Origin of the sequence: Parasphingomonas halimpatiens (genome assembly GCF_036663795.1) — a bacterium.
GTDB lineage: Bacteria > Pseudomonadota > Alphaproteobacteria > Sphingomonadales > Sphingomonadaceae > Sphingomonas.
Window position 1 is genome coordinate 232,947 of record NZ_JAXOJP010000003.1, and the last position, 26,071, is coordinate 259,017.

Annotated in this window: 27 protein-coding genes and 1 tRNA gene; 3 read left to right on the forward strand and 25 right to left on the reverse strand. The window is 65.5% G+C overall.

The window, feature by feature from the left end; all coding sequences use genetic code 11:
• Positions 1-30: 30 nt before the first annotated feature.
• The 9 genes from U1839_RS05045 to U1839_RS05085 form a co-directional block, all read right to left on the reverse strand.
• On the reverse strand, positions 31-627 hold the full coding sequence (locus U1839_RS05045; protein WP_332802567.1) for a retropepsin-like aspartic protease family protein: 597 nt from the start codon (positions 625-627) through the stop codon (positions 31-33).
• Entirely contained in the window at positions 624-1,388 is a 765-nt protein-coding gene (locus tag U1839_RS05050) for an MBL fold metallo-hydrolase (RefSeq protein ID WP_332802568.1), read from the reverse strand. The genes U1839_RS05045 and U1839_RS05050 overlap by 4 nt, the downstream gene beginning before the upstream one ends.
• On the reverse strand, positions 1,385-2,161 hold the full coding sequence (locus U1839_RS05055; RefSeq protein ID WP_332802569.1) for a TatD family hydrolase: 777 nt from the start codon (positions 2,159-2,161) through the stop codon (positions 1,385-1,387). Before U1839_RS05055 ends, U1839_RS05050 begins: the two co-directional genes overlap by 4 nt.
• Positions 2,161-3,705: a methionine--tRNA ligase gene (metG, locus tag U1839_RS05060; RefSeq protein ID WP_332802570.1), complete on the reverse strand. Its 1,545-nt coding sequence runs from the start codon at positions 3,703-3,705 to the stop codon at positions 2,161-2,163. The genes U1839_RS05055 and metG overlap by 1 nt, the downstream gene beginning before the upstream one ends.
• Before the next feature lie 69 nt (positions 3,706-3,774).
• Positions 3,775-4,761, reverse strand: a complete 987-nt coding sequence (locus tag U1839_RS05065; protein ID WP_332802571.1) for a DNA polymerase III delta subunit-related protein — start codon at positions 4,759-4,761, stop codon at positions 3,775-3,777.
• Complete coding sequence (gene tmk, locus U1839_RS05070; RefSeq protein WP_332802572.1) at positions 4,758-5,387, reverse strand: dTMP kinase; 630 nt, start codon at positions 5,385-5,387, stop codon at positions 4,758-4,760. Before tmk ends, U1839_RS05065 begins: the two co-directional genes overlap by 4 nt.
• Positions 5,384-6,547, reverse strand: coding sequence for a D-alanyl-D-alanine carboxypeptidase family protein (locus U1839_RS05075; protein WP_332802573.1), 1,164 nt, complete (start codon positions 6,545-6,547; stop codon positions 5,384-5,386). The genes tmk and U1839_RS05075 overlap by 4 nt, the downstream gene beginning before the upstream one ends.
• 54 nt (positions 6,548-6,601) lie before the next feature.
• A complete protein-coding gene (locus tag U1839_RS05080) occupies positions 6,602-7,510 on the reverse strand; it encodes an SPOR domain-containing protein (RefSeq protein ID WP_332802574.1) in 909 nt (302 codons plus the stop codon).
• Between the two features lie 2 nt (positions 7,511-7,512).
• Complete coding sequence (locus U1839_RS05085) at positions 7,513-8,538, reverse strand: lytic murein transglycosylase (protein WP_443030569.1); 1,026 nt, start codon at positions 8,536-8,538, stop codon at positions 7,513-7,515.
• 115 nt (positions 8,539-8,653) lie between these two features.
• Between U1839_RS05085 and U1839_RS05090 the strand changes: the two genes are divergently transcribed.
• A tRNA-Ser gene (locus tag U1839_RS05090) sits at positions 8,654-8,743 on the forward strand.
• 18 nt (positions 8,744-8,761) lie between these two features.
• Here the strand turns inward: U1839_RS05090 and U1839_RS05095 are convergent.
• Together U1839_RS05095 and rpmE are read right to left on the reverse strand one after the other, a co-directional pair.
• Positions 8,762-9,097: a PilZ domain-containing protein gene (locus U1839_RS05095; protein ID WP_332802575.1), complete on the reverse strand. Its 336-nt coding sequence runs from the start codon at positions 9,095-9,097 to the stop codon at positions 8,762-8,764.
• A 59-nt stretch (positions 9,098-9,156) separates the two neighbouring features.
• The gene (rpmE, locus tag U1839_RS05100) at positions 9,157-9,384 is read right to left on the reverse strand and encodes a 50S ribosomal protein L31 (RefSeq protein WP_281124354.1); all 228 of its coding nucleotides are present in this window, start codon (positions 9,382-9,384) and stop codon (positions 9,157-9,159) included.
• A 153-nt stretch (positions 9,385-9,537) separates the two neighbouring features.
• Here rpmE and U1839_RS05105 point away from each other — a divergent pair, with 153 nt between their 5' ends.
• A complete protein-coding gene (locus U1839_RS05105) occupies positions 9,538-9,990 on the forward strand; it encodes a hypothetical protein (RefSeq protein WP_332802576.1) in 453 nt (150 codons plus the stop codon).
• Positions 9,991-10,007: 17 nt separating this feature from the next.
• On the opposite strand, the gene U1839_RS05110 is transcribed toward U1839_RS05105, so the two are convergent.
• From U1839_RS05110 to U1839_RS05175, 14 genes are all read right to left on the reverse strand, one after another.
• A complete protein-coding gene (locus tag U1839_RS05110) occupies positions 10,008-11,459 on the reverse strand; it encodes a transglutaminase-like domain-containing protein (RefSeq protein ID WP_332802577.1) in 1,452 nt (483 codons plus the stop codon).
• A 4-nt stretch (positions 11,460-11,463) separates the two neighbouring features.
• Complete coding sequence (gene fabZ / locus U1839_RS05115; protein WP_332802578.1) at positions 11,464-11,940, reverse strand: 3-hydroxyacyl-ACP dehydratase FabZ; 477 nt, start codon at positions 11,938-11,940, stop codon at positions 11,464-11,466.
• Entirely contained in the window at positions 11,937-12,608 is a 672-nt protein-coding gene (locus U1839_RS05120; RefSeq protein WP_332802579.1) for an OmpH family outer membrane protein, read from the reverse strand. The genes fabZ and U1839_RS05120 overlap by 4 nt, the downstream gene beginning before the upstream one ends.
• Positions 12,608-15,289 (reverse strand): outer membrane protein assembly factor BamA, encoded by a 2,682-nt coding sequence (gene bamA, locus U1839_RS05125; RefSeq protein ID WP_332802623.1) that lies wholly within the window; start codon positions 15,287-15,289, stop codon positions 12,608-12,610. The genes U1839_RS05120 and bamA overlap by 1 nt, the downstream gene beginning before the upstream one ends.
• Positions 15,290-15,404: 115 nt before the next feature.
• A complete protein-coding gene (locus U1839_RS05130) occupies positions 15,405-16,535 on the reverse strand; it encodes a M50 family metallopeptidase (RefSeq protein WP_332802580.1) in 1,131 nt (376 codons plus the stop codon).
• Positions 16,532-17,689 (reverse strand): 1-deoxy-D-xylulose-5-phosphate reductoisomerase, encoded by a 1,158-nt coding sequence (locus tag U1839_RS05135; RefSeq protein ID WP_332802624.1) that lies wholly within the window; start codon positions 17,687-17,689, stop codon positions 16,532-16,534. Before U1839_RS05135 ends, U1839_RS05130 begins: the two co-directional genes overlap by 4 nt.
• Positions 17,689-18,498: a phosphatidate cytidylyltransferase gene (locus tag U1839_RS05140; RefSeq protein WP_332802581.1), complete on the reverse strand. Its 810-nt coding sequence runs from the start codon at positions 18,496-18,498 to the stop codon at positions 17,689-17,691. The genes U1839_RS05135 and U1839_RS05140 overlap by 1 nt, the downstream gene beginning before the upstream one ends.
• Positions 18,495-19,238 carry an isoprenyl transferase gene (locus tag U1839_RS05145; protein ID WP_443030570.1) on the reverse strand — a complete coding sequence of 248 codons (744 nt, stop codon included), beginning with the start codon at positions 19,236-19,238 and terminating at the stop codon, positions 18,495-18,497. Before U1839_RS05145 ends, U1839_RS05140 begins: the two co-directional genes overlap by 4 nt.
• Positions 19,235-19,792 carry a ribosome recycling factor gene (frr, locus tag U1839_RS05150; protein WP_332802582.1) on the reverse strand — a complete coding sequence of 186 codons (558 nt, stop codon included), beginning with the start codon at positions 19,790-19,792 and terminating at the stop codon, positions 19,235-19,237. The genes U1839_RS05145 and frr overlap by 4 nt, the downstream gene beginning before the upstream one ends.
• A gap of 3 nt (positions 19,793-19,795) precedes the next feature.
• On the reverse strand, positions 19,796-20,518 hold the full coding sequence (gene pyrH, locus U1839_RS05155) for a UMP kinase (RefSeq protein ID WP_332802583.1): 723 nt from the start codon (positions 20,516-20,518) through the stop codon (positions 19,796-19,798).
• Positions 20,519-20,641: 123 nt separating this feature from the next.
• On the reverse strand, positions 20,642-21,577 hold the full coding sequence (gene tsf / locus U1839_RS05160) for a translation elongation factor Ts (RefSeq protein ID WP_281124345.1): 936 nt from the start codon (positions 21,575-21,577) through the stop codon (positions 20,642-20,644).
• 86 nt (positions 21,578-21,663) lie between these two features.
• Entirely contained in the window at positions 21,664-22,530 is an 867-nt protein-coding gene (gene rpsB / locus U1839_RS05165; RefSeq protein ID WP_332802584.1) for a 30S ribosomal protein S2, read from the reverse strand.
• A 409-nt stretch (positions 22,531-22,939) separates the two neighbouring features.
• Positions 22,940-23,758 carry a CDP-alcohol phosphatidyltransferase family protein gene (locus U1839_RS05170; protein WP_443030571.1) on the reverse strand — a complete coding sequence of 273 codons (819 nt, stop codon included), beginning with the start codon at positions 23,756-23,758 and terminating at the stop codon, positions 22,940-22,942.
• 10 nt (positions 23,759-23,768) lie between these two features.
• Positions 23,769-24,497 (reverse strand): phosphatidylserine decarboxylase, encoded by a 729-nt coding sequence (locus U1839_RS05175; RefSeq protein ID WP_332802586.1) that lies wholly within the window; start codon positions 24,495-24,497, stop codon positions 23,769-23,771.
• A 145-nt stretch (positions 24,498-24,642) separates the two neighbouring features.
• Between U1839_RS05175 and U1839_RS05180 the strand changes: the two genes are divergently transcribed.
• Positions 24,643-25,872 (forward strand): NADP-dependent isocitrate dehydrogenase, encoded by a 1,230-nt coding sequence (locus tag U1839_RS05180; RefSeq protein ID WP_332802587.1) that lies wholly within the window; start codon positions 24,643-24,645, stop codon positions 25,870-25,872.
• The last annotated feature ends 199 nt before the right edge of the window (positions 25,873-26,071 follow it).

The window sequence follows — 26,071 nt, forward strand, 5'->3', positions numbered from 1 at the left end:
CGATAATATACATTATGTAAAATGTACTCATCATTGCGGCTGGAGGAGCAAGGTGCGCCCTTCCACGTGCCAGCTCTTTAACCGGGACAGGAAATTCATGCCCACGACATCGGTGTCGCCGATCGTCGGCGTGACATAGGCCGTCAGATCGGTGACCTGAATCGGGCCGATCACCAGCTTGTGGATCGTCGAGACGCGCGCGGTGATCGGACCGCCGGCGGTATTGAGAATGATCGGAAACGGACTTTGCTCGATGTCGATCTTCGCCGCCCGCGCGGTTTCGGTGCTGATCGTCGTGCTCGATGCCCCGCTGTCGACCAGCATGCGCCGCTCGACGCCGTTGATCGTCGCGGTGACGAAGAAGCTCCCGCTGGCATCCATCGGCACGCGCAGTGCGCCACCGACGACGGTCTGGTCCGGGCCGTCGATCATCTGGCGCGCGCTCGACCACCAACCGGCATAGCGCTCACGACCGCTGGCGATCATCAGCACGACAGCGAAGATGCCGACCCAGGCCAGCGCCATCTTGAGGCCCGAGCGCAGCGGCACACGGCGCACCGCAAAGGCCGAGACGAGGATCGCCAGCCAGATGCCGTAATAGATGGTGCTGGGCAGTTGATCGTTCATGGCATCATCTCGAGGCCGTCATAACCCGGTTCGACGCCGACGGGCAGTTCGGCACATAATGTAGCGTAGTCCATCGACTGGTCCATATGGACGAGCGCGGCGCGTTGCGGCGCGAGGTCGGCGATCCACGTCAGTGCCGTCGGCAGATCGGGATGCGATGGATGCGGTCGCCGACGCAGTGCGTCGACGATCCAGATATCGAGACCGGCGTAAAGCGATCGCATCGCGTCGGTCATGTCGTGCAGGTCGGTCGCATAGCCGATCGTGCCGCGCTCCGACTCGAACCGCAATCCTGCGGAGGTGATATTGCCGTGCGGCTGGTCGGCGACGCGCACCGTGATGTCGCCGATCGTAAGCGCATCGGGCAGGTCCTCCATCGCGACCGTTGGCGGATAACCGTCGCGCCCGTGAAAGACGTAACCGAAGCGCGTTTCGAGCGATTCGCGCGTCGCCGGTCGCGCCAGGCCGCGCAGCGGTTTGCCGGTCGCGTGGAACACCTGTCGCAGATCGTCGATGCCGTGGCAGTGGTCGGCATGGTCGTGGGTCCAGATCACCGCATCAAACGCCGCGACATCGGCGTCGAGCAGCTGCGCGCGCAGATCGGGGCTGGTATCGACGAGGATCCGCGTCGTCGCGCTCTCGACCATGATCGAGGCGCGGGTGCGCCGGTTGCGCGGTTCGGTCGGGTCGCACTCGCCCCAATCGTTGCCGATGCGCGGCACGCCCGACGAGGTGCCCGAACCGAGGATGCGTACCTTCACGCCCGCGTCTTGGCGAACAGTGCGTGAAAATTCTCGGCCGTGCGGTTGCACAGTTCGTCGAGCGGTTCGCCGCGCAGATTGGCCAGGAACGCCGCGGTGTCGGCGACGAAGGCCGGCTCGCCCGGCTTCCCGCGATGCGGCACCGGCGCGAGGAAGGGCGCATCTGTCTCGATCAGCAGCCGTTCGATCGGCAGCCGCGCCACCGTGGCCTGCAGCTCGCGCGCATTCTTGAAGGTGACGATACCCGAGATCGAGATATAGAAACCCAGGTCGAGCGCGATATCGGCAAAGGCTTCGCTCGCGGTAAAGCAATGGATCACGCCGGGATAGGCCCCCTTCCCCATTTCCTCGCGCAGGATCGCAGCGGTGTCGTCTTCTGCGTCACGGGTGTGGACGACAATCGGCAGCCCGGTCTCGCGCGCTGCCGCGATATGCGAGCGAAAGCTCGCTTTCTGGCGGTCGCGGTCGCTATGATCGTAATAATAATCGAGGCCGCTCTCGCCGATCCCGACGACGCGCGGATGCGCCGCACGGCCGACCAGTTTCGCCGTATCGACATCGGGGTGCTTGTCGGCTTCGTGCGGATGGATGCCGACCGTCGCCCACACATCCGGTTCCTGTTCGGCCGTCGCGACGACATCGTCCCATTCGCTTTCGCGCGTCGCAATATTCAGCATCGCGGTGACGCCGCGCGCGCGCGCATGGGCGAGCACCTCGTCGCGGCGCTCGACCAATCCCTTGTAATTAAGATGGCAATGGCTGTCGGCGAGCATCAGGCCGCCACCTCGGCCGGGAGCTCGAGCCGGGGAAAGACGCCGCTCGGCGCCGGCAACGCCGTGCCCGAGACGATCGGGGTCGCCAGTGCGACGAAGTCGCGCGCATCGGCCGCCTGCCCGAGCAGATCCAGAAGCTGGTCCGCACTGGCCGGGATTGCCCAGCGCGCCATGATAGCGATCCGCCGGATCGCCTCGACCGCATAATACAGGATCGTGTCGGCGCGCACTGGATCGGTCTTGCGCACGCTCCACGGCGCCTGCTCGGCGAAATACTGGTTGGCCTCGCGCGCCGCCGCCCACACCGCCTCGAGCGCACTGTGGATTGCCAGTTCTGCCATTGCCGACCGCATGCCGGCCTCGGCTGCGTCGACGCTGGCGATAAGCGCATCCTCGGCCACGGTTCGTTCACCAGCGGCCGGCACGTGCCCGTCGCAATTCTTGGCGATGATCGACAGGCTGCGCTGCGCGAGATTGCCGAGATTGTTGGCAAGATCGGCGTTGCAGCGCGTGACGATTGCCTCGGCCGAATAGCTCCCGTCCTGCCCGAAGCTGACTTCGCGCAACAGGAAATAGCGCACCGCATCGACCCCGAAATGGTCGATCAGCGCGATCGGGTCGGTGACGTTGCCGAGCGACTTCGACATCTTCTCGCCGCGGTTGAGCAGGAAGCCGTGCCCGAACACCTGGCGCGGCAGCGGCAAGTTCGCGGACATCAGGAAGCAGGGCCAGTAAACGGCATGAAAACGCACGATATCCTTGCCGATGATATGCACATCCGCCGGCCAGTATCGCGCCATCATCGCCTGATCGTCGGGGTAACCGACGCCGGTAAGATAATTGGTCAGCGCATCGACCCAGACATACATCACATGGCCTGGGCTGCCCGGTACCTTCACCCCCCAGTCGAAGCTGGTGCGCGACACCGACAAGTCGGACAGGCCACCCTCGACGAAGCGCATCACCTCGTTGCGGCGTGCCTCGGGCCGGATGAAGTCGGGCTGCGCGGCATAGAGGTCGAGCAAAGGTTGCTGATATTTCGACAGGCGGAAGAACCACGTCTCTTCGGCGGTCCACTCCACCGGAGTGCCCTGCGGCGACAGCTTTGCCCCCCCTTCCCCGTCGACCAGTTCCTTCTCGTCGTAGAACGCCTCGTCGCGGACCGAATACCAGCCCTCATAGCGATCGAGATACAGATCGCCGGCCGCCGCCATCGCCTCCCAGATCGCCACGCTTGCGGCGTGATGATCAGGTTCGACGGTGCGGATGAAGCGATCATAGGAAATATTCAGGCGATCATCCATCACCTTGAAATAGCCTGACATCTCGTCAGCTAGTGCGCGCGTCTCGACGCCACGGTCGCGCGCCGTCTGCATCATCTTCAGGCCGTGCTCGTCGGTACCGGTCTGGAAGCGCACGTCGCGCCCGGCCTGGCGGTGGAAGCGCGCGATCGCATCGGCGGCGACCGCCTCATAGGCATGGCCGATATGCGGCCGGCCATTGGGATAGCTGATTGCGGTGGTGATGTAATAAGGTTCGGCCATGCGTGGCTGGTAAGATCGAAACGCGCCGACGGCAACGCTTGTCAGCGGCAATGCCGAACCGGCCAGCGATCAACCCCGCCCCGCCAGCCGGGCGACCAGCCCGGCCATCTCGAACACCGTGCCCTGCGGATCGAGCGACAAGCCGCGCGCGCTCGCCGCCAGGCTGCGCGCCGCGTCATAGCTGTCGAGCGCGGTGCGCAGCGCCGGCCCCTGCCGTGTCCGCGCCGCGCCGGCGATGAATGCCGGCACGCGATCGAGAAACGCCTCGTAGCGCGGCTGCGCCGCCTTGAGCGCCAGCGACCGCGCCAGCGCGCCACGCCGCTTGTTGCCTTCGTCGCCGTCGCGCGCGATCGCCGCCAGCGCATCGTCGAGCGCGCCGAGATCGAGACCGGCATAACCCAGCGCGCGCCCGGGCGAGCCCTCGCCCGCCCGAACCAGCGCGGCAATCTCGGCCGCATCCGCCTTTGGCAGGCGTTCGTGAAGGATTGACGTCATGGCATCGTCGCCGAGCGCCTCGAAGCGCAGCAGCCGGCAGCGCGAGCGGATCGTCGGCAACAAGCGCCCCGGCGCGTGGCTGATCAGCAGGAAGATCGTCCCCTGCGGCGGCTCTTCGAGATTCTTGAGCAACGCGTTCGCCCCGCCGCGCTCGAGATCGTCGATCGCATCGATCAGCACCACACGCCTTGACGACATCGACGGTGTCGTCGCGAACATCGGCTGGAGCGCACGCACCTGGGCGATCGAGATGCTGCGGGCGAGGTCCTGTCCGGGCTTGTCGGGGTCCTTGGGCAGGCGCGCCATTTCGCGATAGTCGGGATGCGACCCGGCATTGATCAGCGAGCGCGTCCGGTCCTGCTCGGGCACGTCGAACCCGGGCGGCAGCGTACCGGGCGAGGCACCCTCCACCAGCATGCGCAGCGCCGCCGCTCGCGCGAAACTCGCCTTGCCCACCCCCAGCGGCCCCGCGAACAGCCAGGCATGGTGCAGCACGCCGCTGGCCATCGCCGCGGCAAAGACGTCGTGCGCGGCCTCGTTACCGAGCGGCAGGACCGTCATGGCAGCAGGTCGCCGAGACCGACGAGCAGCTTCTCCGTGACGTCATCCGCCGATCCACCGGCATCGATCATCCGGAAGCGCTCCGGCTCCGCGGTGGCGAAACGCCGGAACGCCGCCGCAACATCGGCATGGAAGCGCTCCCCGCGCGCGGCGAAGCGGTCGGCACCGGCGCCGTCACGAACTGCGGCGCGCGCGCGCCCCTGTTCGGGCGAGAGCTCGAGCACGAAGGTGCGATCGGGCAGCAGCCCGCGCGAACCAAAGGCATGCAGCGCCAGCACGGCGGCATCGTCGATCCCACCCGCCACGCCCTGATAGGCGCGCGACGAATCGACGAAACGGTCGCAGATCACCCAGGTCCCGGCACCGATCGCCGGATTGATATGCTTCTCGACATGGTCGGCGCGCGCGGCGGCGAACAGCAATGCCTCGCTGTGCGGGCTCCAGCGCGTCACCGCACCCTGCATCAGCAGCCCGCGAATCGCCTCGGCGCCTTCGCTGCCGCCGGGCTCACGCGTGACGAGCGTCGCGATACCGCGCGCGCCCAGCGCGGCGGCCAGTCGCTTCGCCTGGGTAGACTTGCCCGCCCCCTCGCCGCCTTCCAGCGAGATGAAGCGCCCGCGTGTCACCCGCCAAACAGCCCCTTCAGGCCGGCCCAGGCGCGACCGAAGAATCCGGCCAGCGGCACGTCCTCGGCCGCGACCAGTGGCACGCGCTGAGGCTGCATGTCGGGCGTGGTGATGACGAGGTCGGCGATGTGTTGTCCGGCCTTGATCGGCGCCTTGATCGGCCCGTCATAGACGACCCTGCCCTGCAGGTCGGGGGTCGCGCCGCCCGGCAGGGTAACGTTGAGATTTTCCGGCGCGATCAGCCCGACATGGTTGGCGCTGCCGAGCTGCACCTCGGCGGTATCGACCAGCTTGCCCTTGGCGACGACCAGCTTGGCCTGCCACGCGCGGAAGCCCCAGTTCATGAACTTGACCGACTCGTCGATGCGCTGTCCGGCGCTGCCAAGCCCGGCAAGCACCAGTACCAGCCGCCGGTCGCCCTGTTTCGCCGAGCCGGTGAAACCATAGCCGGCCTCTTCGGTATGGCCGGTCTTGAGGCCGTCGGCGCCGGCGACCTTGCCGAGCAACGGGTCGCGATTGTCCTGGCTGATCGGGTTGCCGCCACCCAGCGTCTTGCCCCAGGTGAAATTGCGCAGCGAGTAGAACTGCCGGTACATATCGGGGAAGTCGTTGATCGTCGCGGTGGCGAGCTTGGCGAGGTCGCGCGCGGTGACATAGGTCACGCCATTGTCGGGCCAACCGTTCGACGTGCCGAAATGGCTGTTGGTCAGGCCCAGATCGGCGGCCTTCTGGTTCATCTGCGTGACGAACGCTTCCTCGGTCCCGGAAATCCCCTCGGCGAGCACGACGCACGCGTCATTGCCCGACAGCGTGACGATGCCCTTGAGCAGATCGGCAACCGTCGGCTTCTCGCCGACGCCGAGGAACATCGTCGAACCCTGCGAATGCCATTTGCGCCACGTCTCGGGCTGGACCTCGATCTCCTGGCTCAGCTTGAGCTTGCCCTGCTTGATCAGGTCGAAGGCGACATAGACGGTCATCATCTTGGCCATCGACGCGGGCGGCATGCGGCGGTCGGCATCCTTGGCGAAGAGCACAGCGCCCGAGGAGGTGTCGACCATGAAGGCGACCGGCGCGGGCGTATCGAAGGTCGGCGCGGCGGCCATGCCGGGGACCGCCAGGCCGAGCGACAGGGCGGTGGCGGCGAGCAATTTCTTCATCGGGGCGGGTCCGTCTTTACGCTTGGGGGGAGAGTGCAAGGTCGTCATGGCGCATCAGTCATGCACGACGCGGGCGCCGGCATAGCCGCGTCGCGCCGCATCGTCACGCGCCTGCGTGGCGGTCGCGGCATTGCCATAGGGTCCGATCTGGACGCGGTGGACGCCGCCGCTCGATACCACGCGTCCACCGCCAAGGCTGCCGACCAGCGCCTGGGCGCGCGCCAGCGACGACAGCGCGGCGACCTGAACGTACCAGCCCGAGGTGGCCGGTGCCATCTGGCCGCGCGGCGGCGCGTAGCTGGCCCCGGGGCGCCGTGGCGGGACCGGTGCCGGCTCGGGCTGAGCGGCGTCGGCAGGCAAGGGATAGGATGCGCCAGCCTGAGGCATCGGCCGCGTTGGCGGCAACGGGCGCCTGGTCGGACGCGATGGCGCAGCCGCTGGCAACCGCTTGCGCAGCGCAACGAGCAGCGTCTGCGGCGCGTCGATCCGCGGTGAGGCGGCGCGGCCACTGCGCAGCGCAACCTGATCCTGCGGTATCGGGGTCACGTTGCGGACGCGCACGGCGGCGGGCCCGCGATCGACGCCCAGCGATCGCGCCGCGGCCGGCGAAAGGTCGATAATCCCATCGCCGCTGCCATGGCCGCTGACCAGGGCGATGATCGTCTTGCCGCTGTCGAGCGCGGTGATCTCGACGAAGCTTCCCTGCGCCACGCCGTCGCCGGCTACGGTGATCGCCGTCGGATCGCCGTCGCGTTCGGCTACACTGGCATAACCTGTCGCATCATAGCGTTGCTCGCCTGAGGTCCCTCGCGGCCCCGCACCCTGCGGCAGGTCGGGCGGCGGCGCTCCGTCGAGCGACGATACCGGCATCCGCGCGACGGGCGATTCGGACACGCCCGGTGACGGGCGGGCGGGTGTCGCCTGTGCCGCCAGCGCGGCAAGCATGATGATTGTCGCTGTCATGGCTATTGCACGACCGCATCGGACAACAGGCCAACCGCCAAAGCGTAGAAATTCGAGCAGTTATAATCGAGGATCACGCGATAATTCCCGGTCAGCAGATAGGCCGTCTTGCCCGGTCCGTCGGGTTCGATCAACGTTGCCAGCACCGTGTCCCCGGGCCAGGCACGCGAAACCGGCGCCATGCCCAGCGCACGCCACTCGGCCATCGTCTTCCAGCCGCTGTGTCGCGCGAACACCTTGGCGCAACGCGGCGACAGCAGGCGGTTGGTGATCTGGCTGCGGTCGAAGCCCGGCGGCACACTCACGGCGAGGCCCCAGGGTTGGCCAGGCCGCCACCCGGCATTGGCGAAATAATTGGCGATCGAGGCGAGCGTGTCGGCATCGCTGGTCCAGATGTCGGCGCGGCCGTCGCCATCACCGTCGCGTGCGAGTCGCAGATAGATCGACGGCAAAAATTGCGGGCCGCCCATCGCGCCGGCCCAACTCCCTTTCAGCCGTTCCGCCGGCACCCCGCGATCGATCATCTTGAGCGAATCGACAAATTCGCTGGCGAACAGCTCGCGGCGGCGCCCGTCATAGGCGAGCGACGCGAGCGCGCGGGGAATGTCGAAATTTCCCATGAAGGTGCCGTAATTGGTCTCATTGCCCCAGATCGCGACCATGATCGATTCGGGCACGCCGGTCTGCTGTTCAATGCGCTGCAGGCGATAGCGTTGCGCCTGATAGGCCTGTCGGCCACGGCTGATCCGCGCAGCGTCGATGTGCGACACGCGATAGGGCTCGAAATTGGGCGGCGGCGCGTTGGGATCGCTGCCGGGCTGGGCACGATCGAGCTGCACGACGCGCGTATTGAGCGTCAATGTCGGAAACACGGTATCGATCGTCCCACGCGTGACCCCGGCCGCCTGTGACTGCGCCCGCAGCGTCGCGAGATAGGCCTGAAAATCGCTCTCGTCCTGCGCCGACGCCGAACCTCCGACGCAGCACAGTGCGACCATCGCCAGTGCGACGTTGCCAACCTGTCTCATTCTGCGCGAGAATCCCTGCATGTGACGACTGTGCCACAGCACCCCGGCGACATGAACCCCTTATGGTCGCGCCTCTTGCACGAAATGGCCCGTCGCCCCTATGCGCGTTTTGCGCGGAGAGGTGGCCGAGTGGTTTAAGGCAGCGGTCTTGAAAACCGCCGTGGGTGCAAGCTCACCGTGGGTTCGAATCCCACCCTCTCCGCCAATTGCTCCTGCAGTGCGGTCAGACGCCGCCCACGTCGACCAACGTCTCGAAGATGTGCTCGGCAAGCGGCTCGCGGAACAGGCAGCCGGCTTCGAAATCGTCGGCCCATTTAACCGTCGCGGCGACCTGTCCGACACCGGGGAGCGTGAGCCAGATCACCTGGTCCTTGCGCAGCGCGGAATAGCTGCGGATGCGCGCACCCTGCTGCGACAGGTCGACGATGCGGCACAAGGTGCGATCGAGCCCGCCGCGTCCGAGCTTGGCATCGAGCGACACCGGCGCACGCGGCGCACGCCGGCGGTTGACCACCGCCGGTTCATATTCGGATGAGATGTTGGTCTGCCTGGCTTGCATGCCGGCAGCTTAGATCGGGATGGCTAAGGCGCCGTTAACGACGGCGCCTTGCCCCGATCTCACTTCTTCAGCGTAAGGCCGCCAAAGCGCTTGTTGAAGCGTGCCACCTGGCCGCCCGCGTCAAGCATCGTGCCGCGCCCGCCGGTCCAGGCCGGATGCGCCAGCGGATCGATGTCGAGCGTCATCAGATCGCCTTCCTTGCCCCAGGTCGAGCGCGTCTCGAACACGGTGCCGTCGGTCATCTGGACCTTGATCATGTGATAATCGGGGTGAATATCTTTCTTCACGTCATATTCCTTCGATATGCCACTGGTTTCCGACCAGCGGCGAAGGCGCGGCCCCTAGCAGAGCACCGGGTCGTGCGCAACCGGCGGTGGGCGCGACCGACCTCGACAGGCGCCCAGGTTGACGATAGAATTGCGCGTATTGAGGAGCCCGCCATGGCCGTGTTTCCGCGCATCACCAGCCCCTGCCCCTATAAGGACCGGCTCGCCACCGTGATGGATGGTGGTTTTTGCCGTATGTGTCAGCGTACCGTCTTCGACCTTACCGATATGGACGACGCCGGGCGCAAGGCGTTGCTGGCAGGGTGCCGGGGTGACATCTGCGTTTCCTATCGTCTCCCGCTGCGACCCGCGCTCGCGGCGATCGCCCTGGCAAGCGTAGCGACGCCGGCTTTTGCCGCCTGCCCTGGCGACGAGATGGAGATCATCGTCGGCGGCGTCCGCCAACCCGACCAGGCCGAGATGATCGAGGTCGACGATCACAGCCGGCCCGAACTGCCGGTGGTCTATGAACGCGCGACGGCACCGGCGCTGTCGGCACGCGTGACGGCGGCCGTCGCGACTGCCGGGCCCAGGGAATCGCCGGAACCGCGTCAAAAGCGCGACTGAACCCGCTCCCGCTCCGCTTACGGCGCCGCCCGCACCTCGGCCATGTCCTGCCACACGAGCAGGCTGGCCAATGCACCAACCGCCAATACCGATCGCGCGTCCCCGTCGCCGACCGTCAGCGCGATATGCGTGGCATCGAACCCGTCGAGCGACATGTCGAAACTGCGCCACGCGCCGTCGACCCAGGCGATTGTCCAACTATGCGGCAAAAAGGCATTGCGTTCGCCGTGAAATTCACCGCGCACATAGGCCAGGCCATTGACCACCTTGGTCGGTATGCCGACAGCGCGCCCCAACGCGGCGAGCACGACGGCATCCTCGGTGCAGTCGCCGGCGCCGCGCTTCAACGCGTCGAGCGCCGAATAATGCCCCCATGGGTCTAGCTTCGACAAACGTCGTCGCGCCCTGGTCGCGAGAAGCGCCATCTTGCGTCCGTCCGATACGTTCATTCCGACAACGGGCGCCGCCAGGTCGCGCAGCACGGCGTTGTCGCTTTGCAGCCACGTTGTCGGCTGGCGCGCCGCGCTCAACGCCGCGGCGTCGCTTGCGAGCCCGGGGCCACAGTCGTTGCAGACATCCACGGTCGCCCCTTCTTCCGTCATCGTCACGCGCTGCTCGCCGGTCTGGGGCGGCAGGAACCGCATTCCGTCAGCGAAGCGAAAGCGATACCGAATATGCCCACGCATCGCGACGATGGAGATGTGAAACGGTGAGGCAACCGCCATCTCCAGATCGATCCGCAGGGGGGGATGCGGTTGCTGCGCGATGTTCCGATCGGTCGCATGCAGCGTGATCCGGGTACCGAACATCGGATGGGTCACGGCAATGATTTGGTGCCGTTCGTCGAGCAACAATCGCGCCACGGCACGGAGCTGGTCTCCGTCATAATGGCGACGCATGACCGCGATCGATCCGCCGGCTTCGTGCTGAACTCCCGACACCCGCTCGAGTACGACGTGCTCGATCGCCATCGAGCCGATGTCCAGTTGATCGAATGCCAAGACGCGGTCACGCGCCATGTCCCAATCGTTCAATAGCCCATCGCCATCATCGAGTCGGACGCCCGGCGGCAAAGGGATCGTTACGTGACGCTCTCCCGCACCGGTGCGGCGGGTGATGCGCGCGACGTCCCCGGCGATCTGCATCGACGTCTCGGTTGTCGCATCGCCGCTGCGACTCTTGTCGATGATCGAAAGCGTATGGCCGGTGGCGTCGCGCCGCTCGACGCGCTGCTGGTGCAACGCCATCGCACCATGATGCGACTCGATCAGGCTGATGTCCTGCACATCGGTGATCGTCGTGCCGGCCCCGTCACGCGAAATCTCGTGCGATGCGGCACCGATCACGCTGCCGTCGGCGACGGTAATGCGGTACCAGTCCTTGCTCGTGCCAGGCGCCGTGGCGCCGCCCAATAGCGCACCAACGCCCCCGAGCAGAAAAACCCGGGTGGCATGGCGCGCAATGTTCATCGCATCACGCCTTGGGCGGGTCGGCGATCATCGCGGTGAAATTGGCCTCAGCCGCGAGTTGCCCGTCGATCGTCGCGCGACCGGCGAACTTGCACACGCTCGACCGTTTCTGGACGAATTCGACTTCGAGCCGCAGCAACACGCCGGGTTCGACCGGCTTGCGAAACTTCGCCCCGTCGATCGCCATGAAATAAACGAGCTTGCCAGAACCGGCGAGCCCGAGCGATTCTACCGCGAGCACGCCGGCGGCCTGCGCGAGCGCCTCGACGATCAGCACGCCGGGCATGATCGGGCGTCCGGGGAAATGCCCCTGGAAGAAGCCCTCGTTGATCGTCACCGCCTTGATCGCGACGATCGAACGGTCGAGGATCAGCTCCTCGACGCGATCGACCAGCAACATCGGATAGCGATGTGGCAACGCCGCCATGACCCGCCCGATATCGAGCGGGCCAAGCGACGTTACCGCTTCGACTTCGCTCACCGGCCCTGGGGACGACGGCCAGTGGCGGGGGCGGCCGGCGCCGTCGGCGCCGCGCCCGGTGCCGCCTGCTGCTGACCCGGCTGCCAATTGGCGGGCGGCGTGATGCTGACGCTCGGCACCAGCGTGTCGAGTTCGGCGGTGATCGCCGGGGTCAGATCGCCCTGGCCCTGGGCGGTGAAAACGGCGGCCGGCTTCAGCAGCACATTGGTGCCGCGCTTCGCCATGGCCGACGTGATCGCCTGCTGAAGCTTGGCGGAAATCTGCTCGACGGCATATTGCTGCGCGCGCGTCGCCGGACCTTCGAGGCGGGCGAGTTCAGCCTGCGCCGCGGCCTGCTTGGCCTGGATCGAGGCCAGTTCCGGGCGCTTTGCCTGGTTGGCGGCATCGATTTCCGGCTGGCTCAGCTGACCGTCATGATTGGAGTCGAGTACCTCGTAGAGCGGCTTCAACTCGGCCTGAATAGCAGCACGACGCGCCTGCGCCTGATCGAGCGACGCCTTGAAGGTCGTCTGGATCTGCGCATTGGCGGCGGTAAACGCCTTGCTCGCGGCAATCGCGCCTTCCGGATCGGCGACGGCGACGGCCTGTGCGGTCGCGGGCATCGCCGCGAACAAGGCCACGGGCGCGATCACGGCACCGGCCAGCAACAGCTTGATAGTGGTCTTCATCAGAATTGTGTCCCTACGTTGAAAGTGATGAGCTTCGTATCGTCGCCCTTGTCGTGGAGCAGGGCATAAGCAAGATCGATACGCAGCGGCCCGAACGGTGAATTCCAGTTAACGCCCGCACCAACCGAGAGGCGCGGCCTCGCGGAATCGCCGATGAAGGTCTCCTTGAACGGCGCGATCGAATTGGGGTACGGAGTGTTAATAGAGGTACCGACGCATGTACCTCCGCTTACCGATGAATAGCCGATTTGACAGGTCGTTGCCTGTTCCGGAGTAGTCGCGTCGCTTCTCGGCACAACGAATAGTTGTCGACCAGAACCGTCGAATACTGGTCGATCAGTTATCGGCAGGATTGTCTGCTTTCCGGTGACCGGATCAATAAAGATCGGGAAGGTCGCGGTTGGCTGCGGCCTGGTGATTCCGAACAGCGCGCCGGCCTGGATGTAGATCGACGGACGCAGGCCGAGTTCATGAGCACCGGAGCCGAGCGGAATTTCCATCTCGATCCGGCCGAGATAATAGGCACGGCCACCCAGCGCATCGTCGGCGATCTGGGTTTTGTCGGTCACCGGCACCTGGTTGCCTGCCGTATCCGTCGTATAATTGGCGCGCGTCACGCGCGGGCCGACGCCGCGAATGTCGAAACCGCGGAAATCCGGCTCGCCGAGATAGAAGCGGTCGGTGATGCGGATACCGTCAACGCCCGGCGCCTTGCTGCCTTCGAGCGACTTGATGTAGCCGCCTTCGAGATTGGCCGAGAAGATGAAGCCATGGCCGGCGTTGAAGAATTTCGATCCCTCGAAGCGCGTCCGGACATATTTCACGTCGCCACCAAGCCCCGCGAGATCCTGACTGAACACGAAGCGTTGGCCCGCGGTCGGCCGCAGGCGGTTGTTGAGGCTGTCGAAGATCAGCGAATAGCCGATCGACGACGTCCAGCGATTGCCGATCGCCTCGCACAGATAACGTCCGGCCTTGAGCGGATCGCACACACCATTGGTGTAATAGCTGTTCTGATCGAGCGTGACCTGATCATAGGTAAGGCCGTAACGCGCCGCGAGCTGCCAATATTCGGTCAGCGGAATACCGGCGCGAACCTGGAAACCGGTCGAAACCTGCTGATAGGTCGTCTGGCGCTGATCGCCGACATAATTGAACGCGTTGTAGTCGCGCCGGAAAATGTCGCCGCCGATCGCGATGTTGCGGTCGAACAGATAAGGCTCGGTAAAGCCGAGCTCGATCGACTTGGAATAGGTCGAATAATTGACGCTGGCGCGCAACTCCTGGCCCTTGCCGCGGAAATTGTGCTGCGTGATCGAGGCCTGGATGATGAATTTCTCGAGGCTCGAGAAACCGGCCGACAGCGACAGTTCGCCGGTCGATTTCTCCTCGACATTCGCCTCGAGCACGACGCGGTCGGGCGAAGATCCCGGCACCTGCTTGATCTCGAACTTGTCCTGGAAGAAGCCGAGCGAGTTGATGCGGTCCTGTGAACGCTTGACCTGGAAGCTGTTGAACGCGTCACCCTCGGCAATGCGGATCTCGCGCCGGATTACCTTGTCCTGCGTCTGGGTGTTGCCGTTGATGTTGATGCGCTCGACATAGGTCCGCTGCGCCTGCGCGATGTGGAAGTTGATCGACATCGTCAGCGTGTCGGGGTCGCGCTGGAATTCGGGGCTCGTATCAGTGAAGGCATAACCGAACAGGCCGGCCGACTGGTTCAGCGCATCGACCGAATCCTCGACCTTCTTGGCGTTGTACCAGCTGCCCTTGATGATCCCGAGGCTCGCCGCGAGCCTCTTGTTGTCGAAATCTCGAATGTCGCTGTCGACCGTCACATCGCCGAATTTGTAGCGCTTACCCTCCTCCACCACATAGGTGATGATGAAGTCCTTCTTGTCCGGCGTAAGCTCGGCAACCGCCGAGGTGACGCGGAAATCGGCATAACCCTGCGTCAGGTAGAACTGGCGCAGCTTCTGCTGGTCATAGGCGAGGCGATCCTGATCGTAGCTCGTGCTCGAACTCAGGATGCGGCTGAGGCGCGCTTCCTTGGTCGCCATCTGCTCGCGGATCTTGCTGTCCGAAAACACCTCGTTGCCGAGGATGTTGATCTGGCGGACCTTCGACTTCGGCCCTTCATTGACCTCGAAGATGATGTCGACACGATTCTGGTCGAGTGCGACCATCTTGGGCTCGATCGACGCCGCGAAGCGACCCTGGCGGCGATACAGCTCGATGATCCGTGCGACGTCCTGGCGGACGGCGGTGCGCGTGAAGATCTGTCGCGGCGCGAGCTTGATCTCCTTGCGGATCTTGTCTTCCTTCAGGCGCTTGTTGCCCTCGAAGACGATGCGGTTGATGATCGGGTTCTCGCGGATGCGCAGCACGATCTCGCCCGACGAAGCGCCGTTGATCGACACGTCGGCGAACAGGTCGCTGGCATAGAGATCCTTGATCGCCTGATCGAGCGTCTCGTTCGAATAGGCCTGGCCGACACGCAGCTTGGTGTAGGACAGCACCGTTTCCGCCTCGATCCGCTGCGAGCCTTCGACGCGCAGCGACTTGATGACACGCGCCACCGGCGGCGTGGGCAGCGCGGCAGCGACCGGCGCGGGCGTCACCGCCGCAGGACTTGCCGGTGCCGTCTGCGCCCAGGCGGCAACCGGCACGCCGGCCAGCATCGTCCCCCCGAGCAACAGGGCGGTGGCGCGGGCGCCGAACGTGGAAACCTTGATCGTCACTATGCCACCCCAATCGGAGAAAATTCGCGGGCGCGCCAGCCCTGCCTCAACCACGTCAACCGATCAACCCGGTGAGCTTCCACAGACCGAATGAACCGAGATCGTTGAACGTCACCAACAGCATTAGCGCGAGGATCGCGGCGAGGCCGCCGCGAAACGCCCATTCCTGGACATTCGGCTCCACCGGACGCCGCCGCACCGCCTCGATCGCATAAAAGAGCAGGTGTCCACCATCAAGCATGGGGATTGGCAACAGGTTGATGAATCCCAGATTAATCGAAATCATCGCGATGAACCCGATCACCGCCTCAGGCCCCAAGCTGAACTGCTGGCCGGAATATTGTGCGATCTTGATCGGGCCGCCGAGTTCCTTGACCGAACGCTTGCCAACGATGATCTGGCCGATGGCGTCGATCTGCCCCGTAATGATTTCGCGCACGATACGCACAGCGACGATCGGCGCTGCGATAAGGCTGACCGGCCGCGCCACCGGCTGTACTGGCCCGATTCCCAGCTGACCGACCCTCGCGCTGTTGCCGAACTTGTCCTTCAGAATAACGGCGCCAAGCGTCGCCCTGACCTGTCTGGCAACGCCTGCGCGCACGAAATCGATCGTGATCGGCTCGCCTGGACGTAACTGAGTGAAATCAGCCATGTCGCCATATGTATCAACCGCCCTTCCGCCCAAGGCGAGGATGCGGTCGCCTGGCGCTAATCCAGCGGAAGCAGCGGCGCTGCCGGTGACGACTTTGCCGACCTGCGCCGGCGTAACGTCTTCGCCACGAACATAGACGAAACAGGAGACGATCAACACGGCGAGCAACAGGTTCACGACCGGCCCCGCCGCGACGATGATCGCGCGCTGCCACACCGGCTTGCCCGGCAGGGTCATCGCCCGTTCCTCGGCCGGCAGTTCGAGCCACGCCGGATCGGGTTCGCTCGCCGCATTCATGTCGCCGGCGAATTTCACATAGCCGCCGAGCGGGAAGGCGCTGAGCTTCCAGCGCGTGCCGCGTCGATCGGTCCAGCCCGCAACCTCCGGGCCAAAGCCGATCGAGAAGGCATCAATCTTGGTGCCGAACAGGCGCCCGGCAAGATAATGGCCCATTTCATGGACGAAAATCAGCGGCCCGATGACGAGCGCGAACGCCATGACGGTGAAGAGAAAGCCCGGATTATGGATCAAGCGACGCAATCCTCTACTCGTTCGCCCGCGATCCTTCGCGCTTCGCCGTCGACCGCCAGCACGGCATCGAGCGTCAAGGGCGCGGGCGGGTCGTAGCACGACAGCGTATCGGCGACGATTGCGGCAATTTCGAGGAAGCCGATGCGCCGCGCGAGAAACGCTGCGACCGCGATCTCGTTGGCGGCATTGAGAATCGCCGGCCGCGCCCCGCCCGCCTCGACCGCGTCGCGCGCCAGTTGCAGCGCCGGGAAGCGCACCGGATCGGGTGCCTCGAAATCGAGCCGTCCGATCGCCACCAGATCGAGCGGCGCCATCGGCGTCGCCATGCGATCGGGCCAGGCGAGGCAGTGCGCGATCGGCGTGCGCATGTCGGGCGGCCCGAGCTGCGCCAGCACCGACCCGTCGACATAATCGACCAGCGAGTGGATCACCGACTGGCGGTGGATGACGATCTCGATCCGGCTGGTCGGCACCGGGAACAACCGCGCCGCCTCGATCAGTTCGAGCCCCTTGTTCATCATCGTCGCCGAATCGACCGAAATCTTCGCGCCCATCGACCAATTGGGGTGCGCGACCGCCTGCTCGGGCGTCACGCCGCGCATCTCGGCGAGCGAACGGTCGCGAAACGGGCCACCGCTCGCCGTCAGGATGATCCGCCGCACCCGCTCCGGCCGCGCCGGATCGAAGCACTGGAAGATCGCATTATGCTCCGAATCGGCCGGCAGCAGTGTCGCGCCGCTCGCCCCGGCAGCCGCGAGGATAACCTCTCCGGCCGAAACGAGCGGCTCCTTGTTGGCGAGCACCACAGTGCCGCCGCGTGCGACCGCCGCCATCACCGGCTCGAGGCCGGCGCAGCCGACGATCGCCGCCATCGTCCAGTCGGCGCCCATCGCCGCCGCGTCGAGCAGCGCGGCATTGCCGCCGGCCGTGGCGATGCCGGTACCGGCGAGCCGTTCCCGCAGTGCCGGGAGGCAGCTTTCGTCCGCCACCACGGCGAGCCGCGCATTGGTGCGAATCGCGGCAGCCGCCAGCTTTTCGACATCGCAATTGGCGGTCAGGGCAAGCACCTGGAAGCGGTCGGGCTCGCGCTCGACCAGGTCGAGCGTGGAACTGCCGACCGAGCCGGTCGCACCGAGAATCGAGACGGTCTTCATCATGGCAGCAGGTGATAGAGCTTTGGCAGCGCCACGGCGAGCAATGCCGCAACCGGCGCGACCGGCACGAGCCCGTCGAGGCGATCGAGCACGCCGCCATGGCCGGGCAGGATGTTGCCGCTGTCCTTCACACCGGCTCGCCGCTTGAGCCAGCTTTCATACAAATCCCCGCCCTGCGCCAACGCGGCGAGCGCGGGCGTGGCGAGCGTCAACCGCCAGGGCAGCCCGAATTGCCAATGCATCGCCGCGCCGAACAGGCTCGCCGCGACGACACCGCCGGCAAGGCCGGCCCAGGTCTTGTTGGGGCTGATTGCCGGCGCGAGCTTGGGCCCGCCGATCGCGCGGCCGGCGAAATAGGCGCCGATGTCGCACATCCAGACCAGCGCGAGCGCCCAGAGCGTAAAGATCGCGCCCTCGCGCTGACCGCGTAGCAGCATCAGGCCCATCACCGGCAAGCCGGCATAGAGCAGACCGACGGCAAGGTGCGGACGACGCGTCACGATCACGACAAAAAATGCCGCGCCCGCGAGCAGGCCAAGTGCCAGAAAGCCCGGTCCCGCGCCAAAATGCGGCGCCATGATCGCCAGGGGTACCGAAAGCGCGAACTGCGCCAATCGCCCGGACTGGGGCGGCGCACCCGCAAGATTGGCCCATTCGCCCATCATCAGCAGCGCCAGCACGACGCACAGGACCCAGAAGGCGACTCCGCCGAGGACGAGCCCGGTGCTCGCGACACCGATCAGCGCGAGGCCGACAATGATGCGCAATTGCAGCTCGGAGAGCCGCGCGGGCGTCTGCGAATCGTTCACAGACCGCCAAACCGGCGCTGGCGCTGCGCGAACAAGCTTACCGCTTCGGCCAGGGTGTCGCCGTTGAAATCGGGCCACAGCGTGTCGACGAACAGCAATTCGGCATAAGCCGCCTGCCACAGCAGAAAATTGGACAGGCGCACCTCGCCCGACGTGCGGATCAGCAGGTCGAGCGGCGGCAGACCGGCGGTATCGAGTTCGCCGGCCATCATGTCGGCATCGATCTCGGCCGGGTCGATCTCCCCGGCGACGGCCTTCTCGGCCAGGCGCCGCGCGGCGGCGGCAATCTCGCTCTGCGACCCGTAATTGAGCGCAATCACCAGGATCGGCCCATCGTTGCTCGCGGTGCGCGCCAGCGCCTCGTCCACCTGCGCGACGAGGTCGGGCGAGAAACGGCGATAGTCGCCGATCACCCGCAGCCGGACATTTTCGCGCACCAGCTCGTCCAGATCAGTGCGGATGAACAGCCGCAGCAACCCCATCAGGTCGCCGACCTCTTCCTGCGGGCGCCGCCAATTCTCCGAAGAAAAGGCGTAGAGCGTCAGCGCCTCGAGCCCCATCGCTCGCGCCGCCCGACTCACGCGGCGCACCGCCTCGACCCCCTGACGGTGCCCGGCGAGACGCGGCAAATGACGCTTCTTGGCCCAGCGGCCATTGCCGTCCATGATGATCGCGACATGCCGGGGCAGGCTGGCCGAGCCCGTCGCCGCGTCGGGCGCAGGGGCGGCACGCAGGCTCACTTGCCCAGGATTTCCTTTTCCTTGGCGGTCGCCGCGGCATCGATGTCGGCAATCGTCGAATCGGTCAGCTTCTGTACCTCGACCTCATGGCGCTTGCGCTCGTCCTCGCCGAACACGCCCTTTTTCTCGTCGGTCTTGAGATTGTCCATGCCATCGCGTCGCACATTGCGCGCGGCGATGCGCGCCTTCTCGGCATATTGGCCGGCGAGCTTGGCGAGTTCCTTGCGGCGCTCCTCGGTGAGGTCGGGAATCGGCAGTCGGAGCGTCGTACCGTCGACGATCGGGTTGAGGCCCAGGCCGGCCGAGCGAATCGCCTTGTCGACCGGGCCGACATTGGTCTTGTCCCAGACCTGCACCGACAACAGGCGCGGCTCGGGTGCCGAGACGGTCGCCACCTGGTTGAGCGGCATTTGCGATCCATAGACGGTGACCGTGACGGGATCGAGCAGCGAGGTCGAGGCCCGGCCGGTGCGCAGCCCGACCAGATCGTGCTTCAGCGCTTCGACCGCACCGGCCATGCGGCGTTCGAGATCGGCCTTGTCATAGAGAGCCATCGCTCATCCTTCCTTTTGTACGACCGTCGAGACGCCCTCACCTCGCAGCACCGCGGCAAGATTGCCCGGCTCGCGGATGTTGAACACGACGATCGGGATATTGTTGTCCCGGCACAATGCGATCGCGCTGGCATCCATCACCTTGAGGTTGTCTGCAAGCACCGTGTCGTAACTGACGGTCGCATAACGCGTTGCGGTCGGAATGACCTTGGGATCTGCATCATAAACGCCGTCGACTGACGTGCCCTTGAACAGCGCGTCGCACTTCATCTCGGCGGCACGCAAGGCGGCACCGCTGTCGGTGGTGAAGAACGGGCTGCCGACGCCGGCGGCGAAGATCACCACGCGGCCCTTTTCGAGGTGGCGCATCGCGCGGCGCCGGATGAACGGCTCGCACACGCTGGCCATCGGGATCGCCGACTGGACGCGGGTCTCGACGTTGATCTGCTCGAGCGCGTTCTGCACCGCCAGCGCGTTCATTACCGTGGCGAGCATGCCCATATAGTCGCCGGTCGCGCGGTCCATGCCGCGCGCGGCGCCGGCCATGCCGCGAAAGATGTTACCGCCGCCGACGACGACGCAGAGCTCATAGCCGGCGGCCTTGGCATCGGCGATTTCGCCGGCAACACGCGCGGTCACGGTGGGGTCGATGGCGAGGCCACCCTCGCCCATCAGGACCTCGCCCGAAAGTTTCAGGAGGATGCGTTTGTAACGGGGGGCTGTCATCAGGCCTCGACGGTTGGGAAGCGCGGCGCGGACCTTAGGCGCGCGAAGATTGTCGCACAACCTCCGCATATGTCGTCCGCCGGCCGGGTCGAACAGGTCGACCCGGCCGGCGGCACGGCGATGTCAGGCGACGGCCTGCGGCACGCCGGAAGCGGCCGCAACTTCGGCGGCGAAGTCGCTGACGTCCTTCTCGATTCCCTCGCCGAGCTGGAAGCGGACATAGCCCGTCAGCGCGATCGGCTTGCCCGCCGCCTTGGCGGCATTGGCGACGACGTCGGAGATCTTGGTCTTGCCGTCCATCACCAGCAGCTGGCTGACCAGGGCGTTTTCCTTGCGGTACTTGGCGATCGCGCCATCGACCATCTTGGCGACGATGTCGGCGGGCTTGCCGCTCTCGGCGGCCTTTTCGGTGGCGATCGCGCGCTCGCGCTCAACGATCGCCGGGTCGAGATCGGCCTCGTTCAGCGCCAGCGGGAAGGCAGCAGCAATGTGCATCGCGAGCTGCTTGCCCAGCGCCTGCAGCGCGTCGTTGTCGGCTTCGCTCTCAAGCGCAACCAGCACACCGATCTTGCCGAGGCCGGGGCCGGCTTGGTTGTGGACGTACGGCACGACCGCACCCGACGAAACCGTCAGGCGCTTGGCCCTACGCAGCGACTGGTTCTCGCCGATCGTCGCGATGTTGTTGGTCAGCGTCTCCTCGACGGTCTTGCCGCCGAGCGCCGCAGCCTTGATCACGTCGAGATCGTCACCCAGTTCGAGCGCCACGAACGTCACGTCGCGCACGAAGCCCTGGAACTGATCATTCTTGGCAACGAAATCGGTCTCGGAATTGACCTCGATCGCGGCACCGACGGTGCCGTTGACAGCAACGCCGATCAGCCCTTCGGCTGCGGTGCGGCTCGACTTCTTGGCGGCGGCGGCAAGGCCCTTGGTGCGCAGCCAGTCGAGCGCGGCGGTCAGGTCGCCACCCGCTTCGGTCAATGCCTTCTTGCAATCCATCATGCCTGCGCCGCTCTTTTCGCGCAGGTCCTTAACCGCTGCTGCCGTGATCTCGGCCATGTCAGTCTTCCTTCTACTCAGAATATCGTTGCGGGCGAGGTAAGGCTTGTCGCCCTACCCCGCCCGCATGACGGTTCGGCGACGCTTCAGGCGTCGAGCTGACGCTCTTCCTCGGCGGCCATTTCCGGTGCCGCTACTTCGACCGGCGCGGCGACGGGCGCCTCGACCGGGGCAGCGGCTTCGACTTCGGCGGCCGGCTCGACGGTCAGCGCTTCCTCGACCGGGGGCGCGTCCATCGCACCGATGTCGGCACCGCGACGCGCCTGTTGCTCATGACCGCCACGCGTTGCGGCGATCGCGATCGCCTCGCAGTACAGGCGGATGGCGCGGCTGGCGTCATCGTTCGCCGGCACCGGGAACGCGATGCCGTCCGGGCTGACGTTCGAATCGAGGATCGCGACGACCGGAATGCCGAGCGTGTTGGCTTCCTTGATCGCCAGCTCTTCCTTGTTGGCGTCGATCACGAACATCACGTCCGGGATGCCGCCCATGTCGCGAATGCCGCCGAGCGACATTTCGAGCTTGTCCTTCTCGCGGGTGAGCTGCAGCACTTCCTTCTTGGTCAGGCCGTGCGTGTCGCCCGACAGCTGCTCTTCGAGCGTCTTGAGGCGCTTGATCGAGTTGGAGATGGTCTTCCAGTTGGTGAGCATGCCGCCCAGCCAGCGATGGTTGACGAAATGCTGGCCCGAGCGACGCGCGGCGTCGGCGACGGGCTCCTGCGCCTGGCGCTTGGTGCCGACGAACAGCACCTTGCCGCCCGAGGCGACGCGGTCGCTGACGAATTCGAGCGCGCGCGCGAACAGCGGCACGGTCTGCGACAGATCGAGGATATGGACGCCGTTGCGGTCGCCAAAGATGTAGGGCTTCATCTTCGGGTTCCAGCGATGCGTCTGGTGGCCGAAGTGCGCGCCCGTTTCGAGCAATTGCTGCATGGAGACGACAGGTGCCGCCATAGGATGGTTCCTTTCCGGTTATGCCTCTGGGAAGCGAGTAACCCGGATTGCTCCGGACACCGGCTATATGTGCTTCCCATGCGGGTTGAGGCGGGGCCGATAGCCGAACGCGAGCGCACTTGCAAGGTCGTATTAGCCGCTTGACATCGCGAACATTAGCGGAACATAAAGCGATCGAAACGGGGCAATGGAACCTTTGGCGGCGTCACCACGTCGTGAGGTGTCAACACTGCCCATATTGCAGGGAGTTGCGCAATGATCACGGTTGTCGGTTACCTGGTTTTCGCCGCCGCGTTCGCGGCATCCGCCTGGGTGCTGGCGTTCACGCTCGTGCCCGCCATGCCCCGTATCATTGGCCTGCTGCGCGACGGTGTGGATCCAACGCTTGTTGTTCGCCCGGCGCTGATCGTCAGTGAGAATCGGGTTCGCTCGCGGGTGCGGACGGCGCTGGCACAACCGACCCGGGCGACGTTGCGCGCAGCCGCGTGACCCGCGCATAGGCGCGGATGCTGAACGGGAACGTCGCGAGATAGGCGATCGTCAGCGCGGCGAGCGTTTCCCAGGTTGCCGAGATGAGCGCGGCTCCCAGCAAGACCACCACGACGATCGCCTCGAAGCGAATGCGCCGCCGGAGTTTGAGCGAACCCCAGCTGAAGGTGGCCATGCTCGACACCATCAAACTGGCCACCAGCGCGACCCACGGCGCGACGATATAGGGTGAGCGCAGGATCGGTTGCTCGGTGACGAACCACAAATAGAGCGGCAGCATTGCCAGCGCGGCACCGGCTGGTGCCGGAACGCCGGTCAGGAAGCCTGCCGACTTGTGCGGCTGGTCGGTGAGGTCGATATTGGCGTTGAAGCGCGCGAGACGCAGCGCGCAGAACACCGCCAACAGCAGCGCGCACAGCCAGCCGAATCGCGGGAGCTTTTCGAGCGACCACAGATAGAGGATCAGCGCAGGAGAGACGCCGAACGAGATCGCGTCACTCAGCGAATCGAGTTCCGCGCCGAACCGGCTCTCGCCGTGCAGCATCCGCGCGATCCGCCCGTCGAGGCCATCGAGCACCCCGGCGATCATCACCATCGCCACCGCCAGTTCCCAATGGCCGGCGATCGCGAAGCGGATACCCGTCAGCCCTGAACACAGAGCGAGCGCGGTCACGGCATTGGGTGCCACCGCACGAAGCGGCAGGCCCCGCCGGATATGACCCGGACGCGGTACTCTCACGTGGCGTGCCTCACTGGGTAATGCCGGTCGGCGTCGAGATTTCGGGGCGGCCGAGCACGGTCTCGCCGGCAACGCTGCGCTGCCCCAGCACCACTTGGCAATTGATTCCCTCGGGCAGATAGACATCGACGCGGCTACCGAAACGGATCAAGCCGATGCGCTGACCGCTCGCCACCATGTCGCCGGGCTTGACGAAGGGCACGATGCGCCGCGCCACCAGGCCGGCAATCTGGGTGAAGCCGACGCGTCGACCGTCGCGCCCCTCGACGACGATATGCTGGCGTTCATTCTCCTCGCTCGCCTTGTCGAGATCGGCGTTGAGAAACTTGCCGGAAATATAAACGACCTGCCGGATCGTGCCCGCAATCGGCGTGCGGTTGATATGGACGTCGAACACCGACATGAAGATCGATACGCGCACCATCGGCGCGTCGCCCAAGCCGTCGGGCCCGGCCATCTCGCGCGGGACCGGCACGCGCTCGATCAGCGTGATCAACCCATCGGCGGGCGCGATGATCAGCCCCTCGCCCTGCGGCGTGACGCGGATCGGATCGCGGAAGAACAGCGCAACCCACAAGGTCAGGCCGATGAACGGCCAGGTCAGGATCGGGACGAACACCCAGGCAAGCAGGGCGACGACCGCTGCGATCAGGACATATTTGCGGCCTTCGGGATGCAGCTCGGGGATGCGCCACTTGACCGTGCTGGTCGCGGAATCCGGATTTTCGGGTGATGCCATCCCCTCTCTCTACCCCGCGATGCCGCGACGCACAATCGCAACGTGTATTGCCTATGCGATACACACGCGTCGCGGCGGTTGATCAAGGCGCACCTTGTCCCTAGACGCGTCGCCAACCTCCCTCCTCCGGAAACAGAAGGCATCGATGGCGAAGATCAAGGTAAAGACGCCCGTCGTGGAAATCGACGGCGACGAAATGACGCGGATCATCTGGCAGTGGATCCGGGAACGCCTGATTCTCCCCTATCTCGATATCGACCTCGATTATTACGACCTCGCGGTCGAGCATCGCGACGCGACCGACGACAAGGTCACCGTCGATAGCGCCCGCGCGATCCAGAAATATGGCGTCGGCGTGAAGTGCGCCACGATCACCCCGGACGAGGCGCGGGTCGAGGAATTCAAGCTCAAGAAGATGTGGAAGTCGCCCAACGGCACGATCCGCAACATCCTTGGCGGCGTGGTGTTTCGCGAACCGATCGTGATCAAGAACGTCCCGCGCCTCATCCCGGGCTGGACCCATCCGATCGTCGTCGGCCGCCACGCCTTTGGCGATCAGTATCGCGCGACCGATTTCCGCGTTCCCGGCCCGGGCAAGCTGCGCCTCGTGTTCGAGGGCGACGACGGCACGGTGATCGACGAGGAAGTTTTCCAATACCCCTCCTCGGGCGTCGCCATGGCGATGTACAATCTCGACGATTCGATCCGCGATTTCGCCCGCGCCTCGATGCACTACGGCCTCAACCTCGGCTGGCCGGTCTATCTGTCGACCAAGAACACGATCCTCAAGGCCTATGATGGCCGCTTCAAGGACCTCTTTGCCGAGGTTTTCGACGCCGAATTCAAGGACAAGTTCAAGGAAGCTGGCATCGTCTACGAGCATCGCCTGATCGACGACATGGTCGCCAGCGCGCTCAAATGGCATGGCGAGTTCGTCTGGGCCTGCAAGAATTACGACGGCGACGTACAGTCGGACCAGGTCGCGCAGGGCTTCGGCTCGCTCGGCCTGATGACCTCGGTGCTGCTCACGCCCGACGGCAAGACCGTCGAGGCCGAGGCCGCGCACGGCACCGTCACGCGCCACTTCCGCATGCACGAGCAGGGCAAGGCGACCTCGACCAACCCGATCGCGTCGATCTTCGCCTGGACCGGTGGCCTTAAGTATCGCGGCAAGTTCGACGGCACGCCCGAAGTGACGGCCTTTGCCGAGACGCTTGAGCGCTGCTGCATCGAGACGGTCGAAAATGGCGCGATGACCAAGGATCTCGCGATCCTGATCGGCCCCGACCAGCCGTGGATGACCACCGAACAGTTCTTCGAGGCGGTCCGCGCCAATCTCGAGGGCAAGATGACCGCAGGCGGCCTGATCGCCTGACCGCCGCGCCTATCGCTTCCCGTCCGCGCGACGGGAAGCAAAGGCCGCGACGCTAGATCGATGGGAATGTGTGCGACGCACGCGGCGTGATTCAATCCGTCGCGGCTTTACCCGAAAGTGGACCCGGGACCGCGTTTTGTATGGCGCGGCCGGCTCTTTCCCATCGTTGGTAACATAAGCAGCTGCCTGCCCGGTGCTG